This is a genomic window from Shinella sp. BE166, assembly GCF_051201095.1.
Taxonomy (GTDB): Bacteria; Pseudomonadota; Alphaproteobacteria; order Rhizobiales; family Rhizobiaceae; genus Shinella; species Shinella lacus.
In genome coordinates this window covers 1-6,527 of record NZ_JBPEHL010000049.1, presented here as the reverse complement: position 1 = coordinate 6,527, position 6,527 = coordinate 1, and the positions used below count along the sequence as shown (strand labels likewise).

General features: G+C 62.6%; 7 protein-coding genes and 1 pseudogene. 4 read left to right on the top strand and 4 right to left on the bottom strand.

Features of this window, described 5'->3' with window-relative positions; all coding sequences use genetic code 11:
* Positions 1 to 800 (bottom strand): cytochrome c oxidase subunit II (coxB, locus tag J2Y63_RS35075; protein WP_435269793.1); only part of this gene is annotated, 800 nt, incomplete at its 3' end.
* A gap of 522 nt (positions 801 to 1,322) precedes the next feature.
* Between coxB and J2Y63_RS35070 the strand changes: the two genes are divergently transcribed.
* Positions 1,323 to 1,817: a BON domain-containing protein gene (locus J2Y63_RS35070; protein ID WP_435269792.1), complete on the top strand. Its 495-nt coding sequence runs from the start codon at positions 1,323 to 1,325 to the stop codon at positions 1,815 to 1,817.
* A gap of 111 nt (positions 1,818 to 1,928) precedes the next feature.
* Here the strand turns inward: J2Y63_RS35070 and catE are convergent, their stop codons facing one another.
* Together catE and J2Y63_RS35060 are read right to left on the bottom strand one after the other, a co-directional pair.
* Positions 1,929 to 4,076: a catalase C gene (gene catE / locus J2Y63_RS35065; RefSeq protein WP_435269791.1), complete on the bottom strand. Its 2,148-nt coding sequence runs from the start codon at positions 4,074 to 4,076 to the stop codon at positions 1,929 to 1,931.
* 92 nt (positions 4,077 to 4,168) lie between these two features.
* Positions 4,169 to 4,675 carry a ferritin-like domain-containing protein gene (locus J2Y63_RS35060; RefSeq protein WP_435269790.1) on the bottom strand — a complete coding sequence of 169 codons (507 nt, stop codon included), beginning with the start codon at positions 4,673 to 4,675 and terminating at the stop codon, positions 4,169 to 4,171.
* Between the two features lie 414 nt (positions 4,676 to 5,089).
* Between J2Y63_RS35060 and J2Y63_RS35055 the strand changes: the two genes are divergently transcribed.
* From J2Y63_RS35055 to J2Y63_RS35045, 3 genes are all read left to right on the top strand, one after another.
* The gene (locus J2Y63_RS35055) at positions 5,090 to 5,386 is read left to right on the top strand and encodes a PRC-barrel domain-containing protein (RefSeq protein ID WP_069062386.1); all 297 of its coding nucleotides are present in this window, start codon (positions 5,090 to 5,092) and stop codon (positions 5,384 to 5,386) included.
* A gap of 82 nt (positions 5,387 to 5,468) precedes the next feature.
* Positions 5,469 to 5,708, top strand: a complete 240-nt coding sequence (locus tag J2Y63_RS35050; RefSeq protein WP_435269789.1) for a DUF2934 domain-containing protein — start codon at positions 5,469 to 5,471, stop codon at positions 5,706 to 5,708.
* 17 nt (positions 5,709 to 5,725) lie between these two features.
* The gene (locus tag J2Y63_RS35045) at positions 5,726 to 5,935 is read left to right on the top strand and encodes a DUF2945 domain-containing protein (RefSeq protein WP_435269788.1); all 210 of its coding nucleotides are present in this window, start codon (positions 5,726 to 5,728) and stop codon (positions 5,933 to 5,935) included.
* 220 nt (positions 5,936 to 6,155) lie between these two features.
* Here the strand turns inward: J2Y63_RS35045 and J2Y63_RS35040 are convergent.
* A pseudogene (locus J2Y63_RS35040) lies at positions 6,156 to 6,527 on the bottom strand (hypothetical protein); the annotation flags it as partial.

The following is a 6,527-nucleotide window of genomic DNA, read 5'->3' as shown; positions in this document are numbered from 1 at the left end:
TGCGCCGTGTTGGCAAGCGTGCCGGCGCCGACCGTCTGGCGCTGGCCGAAGAAGGTGAGGTCCGGGCCGAGGGTTGCCGGCCCCGTCACGCCGCGTACCCCATGACAGCCGGCACAGCCATGATAGGCAAAGAGCCGCTCGCCTTCGTCGACACCCGGCCGGTTGCCGCCCGCTTGTGCCTGGCGCCAGGCGGCATAGTCATCCGGCTCCATGACGACGACCGAAAACGCCATCAGCGTATGCGACGTGCCGCAGAATTCCGCGCAGGGCGCGCGAAAAAGCCCGGTGCGCGTCGGCTCCAGCGATAGCGTGTTGGTCCGACCGGGGATCATGTCCATCTTGCCGCCGAGTGCCGGGATCCAGAAGGAATGGATGACATCGGCCGCCTTCAACGAAAAGGCGGTGCGCGTGCCGACCGGCAGCCGCAGCTCGTTTGCCGTCTCGAAGCCCGCCATGCCGTCGCTCGCCGGATAGCGGATCCGCCACCAGAATTGCTCCCCGGTGACGTCGATCGTTTCCGGCGCTGGGGCGATGCGCGCCAGCCACGGCCGGATCGCAGGCATCAGCCAGACCGCATAGGCAAGCAGCGCCAGAAGCACGACGACGGGAAAGGCGACCCCGCCCCAGGCGATCAGCCGCCCGGCCTTCTCCGCCGACCACGGCGTTTCGCGCCGCCGTCCGGCATGGATCAGCAGGCCGACCACGGCGATCCAGATCAGCGCGCCCCCCACCACCATGACAAGAAAGAGCTGAAAAACCGCCGCGGCCTCCTCTCCCGCCGGGTCGAGCGCCGACTGCACGCCAGTGCAGCCGCTCAGCGGGATCAGCAGGATGGGGAGGGCGCGTCGGGAAATCGATCTTGCTCCTGAGGGACTTACTTTGAGCGATATGGCTCGCATCCTGCGGCGGGCAAGGGAGGAACCCGCACGGACGATGATAATCTTGACCGAAGCGGTGTGTGTTTCGCGGCATCCGCTATAGGGGGGCTCGGTCGCAGGAGTGGTGAGCCAATATCATCCAAGATCGGGCGGCGGCGACACGTGAGGGCCACGCGCCGCCTGCAGGCCCCCGGATTACCGACCCTGCGCCTCGGCCTATTGGCTCGACCTCGGCTCCCGCACCCTTTCGGGCCTGGAAACCTCGCATATCGGTTCCCGCGGGGAAAGTGTCTGCCGAAAAATGCCCCGAAAATGGCCGGTTGAAGACCGCGCCGTCGGGTTAAGCGCGTCGATTACCCGCGAGAGCGCAAGCAGGGAACAAAGCGCCGCCATGATCGGTTCGATCCTTCCCAATGCAGCAGGAATGATGAAGTGGAGAAAGCGATGGCCGACCGCAAGCAAGTCTCACGCGAAGACGATTTTCGTGACTTCGAGCAACGGGACATCCGCGATGGATGGCCCTACGCCGACAAGGACGCCGATCCGCGCGAAGTGAGGAACGCACCCTATGGCGCCCCTGACGCGAATTTCGACCAGTTGGACAATGAGGGTGTCGAGGTGTCACTCGATCCGGTGGCGACGGACGTGAGCGGCGCGCCCCTGCCATTTTCCGACGGGACGGAGGATGTGATCGCGGACGACGAACTGGAAGAGCGCATAACGCTGGCACTTGAAGGCGACAAGCAGATCGACCTTGCCTCCCTGGAGATCACAGTCCGCGACGGCGAGGTCCACATCGATGGCAGCATCGACAGCGAGGACGATCGTCGCCACCTCATCGGCTCGATCCGTGCGGTTGCGGGCGTTCGCAATGTGCATGCGCGGGAGCTGCTGACGCGGGGCGTCGATAGCCATATCCCCAGCGATAGCGAAGAATAGCACCCAACGGCGACGGCGCCTCCGTCCCAGCGCATGGGGCGGACGACGCCAGAGCGACTTGGCCAGCAGGACGCGCCTCCCTAATAGGACAGCGCGTCCCTTTGCCGAGCTTTATTTGGCGGGCTGCGATGCCTTGCCGAGCTTCACGGATGGCTCTCTGCCCCATACGCGCAACTTGCCCAGTTCCGCCACGAAACCGGAAAGCCCATCCTCGCCGGGAAGGGCAAGGATACCCTCATCGAGCGCATCGGCGATCCCGGCCTTGGCCAGCAACGGCATGGCCGACTGGTCGTAACCAATGAACTTGCAATGCTGGAAGGCATCCGCCACGAAGTCGCGCGCGGCCGCCTCCGCCACCAGGTCGTCGATCGCCTCGGCAGAGGTCAGCAACGCGACCGCGTCGAAAAGGACCGACGGCCCGCCGTCGATCATGTGGTGGGCTTTGACCAACGATCCATCCGATGCCGTGACGCCGCCGACTTTGGGCGCGATCAGTTCGCATGTGCCCTTTTCCTTGTTGACTGCTGTGATCAGCCCGTTCAACAGCTTGGCATCGACGCCGTCCGTGACAAGGATGCCGAGCTTGCGGCCCTCGAAGCGCTTCGGCCCGTTCTCGACGATGCTGAGCGCGGGCGAAGGTTCGAGATCCTGGCGCGTCGGAACAGCCGCATCGGCCGGCTTCGGCATGGGCTGGAGGCCGAGCTTCTGGGCCACCGTCGTCGCGAGCGTCTCATCGATGTTCAGGAGGTGCGACACCATTCGCTCTCGGATGGCCGGCGTTTCCACCTTGCTGAGTTCGAAGGTGAGGGCGGCTGCGATGTGGCGTTGCTCCGGCGGAGTCTGGCTGATGAAGAACTGCCGGGCCTGGCTATAGTGGTCGGCGAAGCTTTCCGGGCGCAGCCGGGCCTTGGTGCCCTGCTCTTCGGCAGGGAAGGGGCGGTGGCCGCGCGTCGGCGATTCACGCGGACCTTCGTTGAACGAATTCGGCTGGTAATTTACCCGCCCGACCGGATTGCGCATCGCCATGTGCCCATCCTGCTGGAAATGCGCGAAGGGACACTTCGGCGCGTTGATCGGCAGATGGGTGAAGTTCGGGCCGCCGAGGCGCTTCAGCTGCGTGTCCAGATAGGAGAAGTTGCGGCCCTGCAGCAGCGGGTCGTTGCTGAAGTCGATGCCCGGGGGCACGTTTTGCGTCATGAAGGCGACCTGCTCGGTCTCGGCGAAGAAATTCTCCGGCATGCGATCGAGCACCAATCGACCGATCGGCTGCGGCTTGAGGATTTCTTCCGGGATGAGCTTCGTCGGGTCGAGCACGTCGAAATCGAAGCTGTCGGCGAACTCCTGGTCGAAAAGCTGGACCTGCAATTCCCATTCGGGGAAGTTGCCGGACTGGATCGCCTGCCAGAGGTCGCGGCGGTGGAAGTCCGGGTCGGCGCCGTTGATCTTGACCGCCTCGTTCCAGGCGACGGACTGAAGGCCCAGCTTCGGCTTCCAGTGGAATTTGACGAAGGTCGATTCGTCCTTGGCATTGACGAAGCGGAAGGTATGAACGCCAAAACCCTCCATGAAGCGCAGGGACCGCGGAATGGCCCGGTCCGACATGGTCCACATGACCATGTGCATGCTTTCCGGCGTCAGGCTGATGAAGTCCCAGAAATTGTCATGGGCGGTCTGTGCCTGCGGGAACGCCCGGTCGGGCTCCTGCTTGGCCGCATGGATCAGGTCGGGAAACTTTATGGCGTCCTGAATGAAGAACACCGGAATGTTGTTGCCGACGAGATCCCAGTTACCCTCCTGGGTGTAGAGCTTGACCGCGAAGCCGCGCACGTCGCGGGCAAGATCGGCTGAACCCTTGTTGCCGGCCACCGTGGAGAAGCGCACGAAAGCCGGCGTGCGTTCGCCCGCGCGCTGGAAGAGGTCGGCCTTGGTATAGGCGGCGAGGGACTCGTAGGTCTCGAAGAAGCCGTGCGCGCCATAGCCGCGGGCATGGACGACGCGCTCGGGAATACGCTCGTGGTCGAAATGGAAGATCTTTTCACGGAAGTGAAAGTCGTCGACGACAAGCGGCCCGCGCGGGCCGACGCGAAGTGAATTCTGGTCGTCGGCGACAGGCCCGCCCTGGGCAGTCGTCAGCACGGGCGTGTCGCCCTCTGCCGTCTGGTGAAGCTCGCCACCCGCACCGCGTCGCAGCTTCACGTCGTGGATCGTGGCGGTGTCGGTTGCGTCTCTCGGCGCGGCGGCGGTTCTTTTCTTGGCCATGGATGCGGCTCCTGGTGAACTCGTTTGAGGGCAAGGTTGCGCGGAAACAAAAAGGCCGCCCTGCAAGGCGGCCTGATCTGCTTGCGACCAGTCTAGCTGGCTTTCTTCGTCGAACCCTTGGCGTTTGCCGAGGATTGGCCGAGGGCTGTCAGCTTCCGGTCGGTTGCAACCTCCTCCTGGAGATTGGCGTCCAGAAGCGGAACAGCGTCCTTGAGGCCAAGTTGCGCCGCCCAGGCCTTGAGCGTGCCGTAGCGGGCGATCTCATAATGCTCGACTGCCTGGGCCGAGGAGATGAGGCCGGCATCGAGCGCCGCGGTGCCCTTGTAGTCCTCCATGATCTCCTCGCCTTCCGCGATGATGCCCTGGATGGCTTCGCAGGTCTTGCCGCGCGCCGGCTTGCCAAGCAGCTCGAAGACCTGTTCGAGGCGCTCGATCTGGCCCTGGGTCTCGTCACGGTGCTGCAGGAAGCCGGCTTTGGCTTCTTCCGACTGGGCCGCACGCGCCATCTTGGGCAATGCCTTCAGGATCTGCTTCTCGGCGAAGTAGATGTCCTTGAGCGTATCAAGGAAGAGGTCGTTGAGAGTCTTTTCCGAAGCCATTGAAGTTTCCGATCACGTTTTCGAGAGGTTGGACTCAAGAAACCGTTAATCAGGGACGACGTTCCTGCGGTTCTAAAATAAATTATTCATGGCAAAGGCAGCGGGAGTTGTGCGGATGGGCTAACCTTGAAGAAGTGAACCAATGGGAGGACGGCATCGGTGTCCCGGGCATTCAAGCCAAGTGGGCTGAGGACCGGGAAGCCGATGGGATCAATGCGAAGGCTGCGCTCGACGCTGTCTCCTCGATCATGGCCGACTTTGAGAAATAACGATATCTGGTCGGCATGGCCGAACCCACGCCGCCCGTTCGCTGGACACCCGCCTTTTCGAAACAGAGCGGAATGTCAGGTATATGCGGAACAAAGGCGAGCCATGCGGATTTTCACCACTCCAATCCACATGGAGGAAACCGACATGGACCACACGAACCACGTACGCCTTACCGCTGCCGAACTTACCCCCGACGTCTTGGAGGGTGCAACGATTTACGGCGCAGACGACCACAAGGTTGGCACGCTCGACCATGTCCACGGTGCTGGCTCCGGAAGCACCGCTGTGATCGACGTCGGCGGGTTCCTCGGCATCGGTGCAAAGCCGGTCGGCGTTCCGCTGACCGATCTTGAGTTCATGCGCGACGAGGACGGCGACGTTCACGCGGTGACGAGCTGGACCAAGGACCAGCTCAAGGAAATGCCCGAACACCACCACTGACGGGTATTTCAGCAGACCTGAAGCCCGGCTCGATGCCGGGCTTTTTGTTCGTAGATCGGCTCAAAAATCGCGGGAGATTGAAATGGTGGACAAGGAGCAGCGGCAACGTGAGCGTGCCTATAAAATCTGGGAGGATGAAGGCCGCCCGGGCGGTCAACATGCCGACCATTGGAGGCGCGCGGGGGAGGAGAGGCAATTGAGCGACCAGGAGGCAGATGACGTGACCCGGGTCAATCAGCAAGCCGACGACGCATTCGCACGCGGCGACAGGGAAAGCGAGCCCGTAAACATCAAGCCTTCGTCCGTGGCGAGCCCCGATTGACGTTGCTGGAGGCCAAGGTGAGCGAGAAGTTCAAAAAAGGCGACAATGTGAAATGGGAGACCAGCCAGGGCGAAACCGAAGGCAAGGTCGTCAGGAAGCAGACCAGCAAAACAAAGATCAAGGACCACACCGTCAAAGCCACGAAAAGCGATCCTCAGTTCATTGTCGAAAGCGACAAATCGGGCAAGCGGGCAGCTCACAAACCCGAGGCACTCAAGAAAGCCTAAAGTCCTTTGTCGGATGTCAGCCTCGAATGCGGGCGGCAAGACAGACATCGACGACTACGAGTGACGCGTACCGCATGCTGGCTTCGCCGCCGCGAGGCTCCGTTCTATCACATCGGAACCAAAGCCTTCGCTATCGGAATTATGGAGGTCGCACCGTCGGTTCTTCCTTGAGCAACGACGGAGCACCGTGCTCCGCCGTGTTGGGCGAGCCAAGGTCACATCATTTCATAAGCCCAGCCGAGCGCAACGCGTTCTCGATGACCGATTGAATCTTGTTCCCACCACCGTCGCTCGGGTGTCTGGCCGCCCGCTCGTCGAGGGTTTCGGTCTTCGGGCGCTCGCGGCGCTCGAAGGAGGCTGCGAGGCCCCAGGTCCGTGCGATCTCAACCGTCGAGGAAACGCCGACATCGAGCATGAAGGGCGCGCCGTGGCCATAGCCGGTGGAGGAATCGACGGGTGTGCCGTGGGCCATGCCGGGGATCCGGTAGAGTTCGATGGCATCCGTGCCGCGTTCGTCGCGCCAGGACGACCGGGAATATTTGGCAAATGTCTCCGAGGATGTCGGCTGTTCCGGCAATGCATGCACGCCACG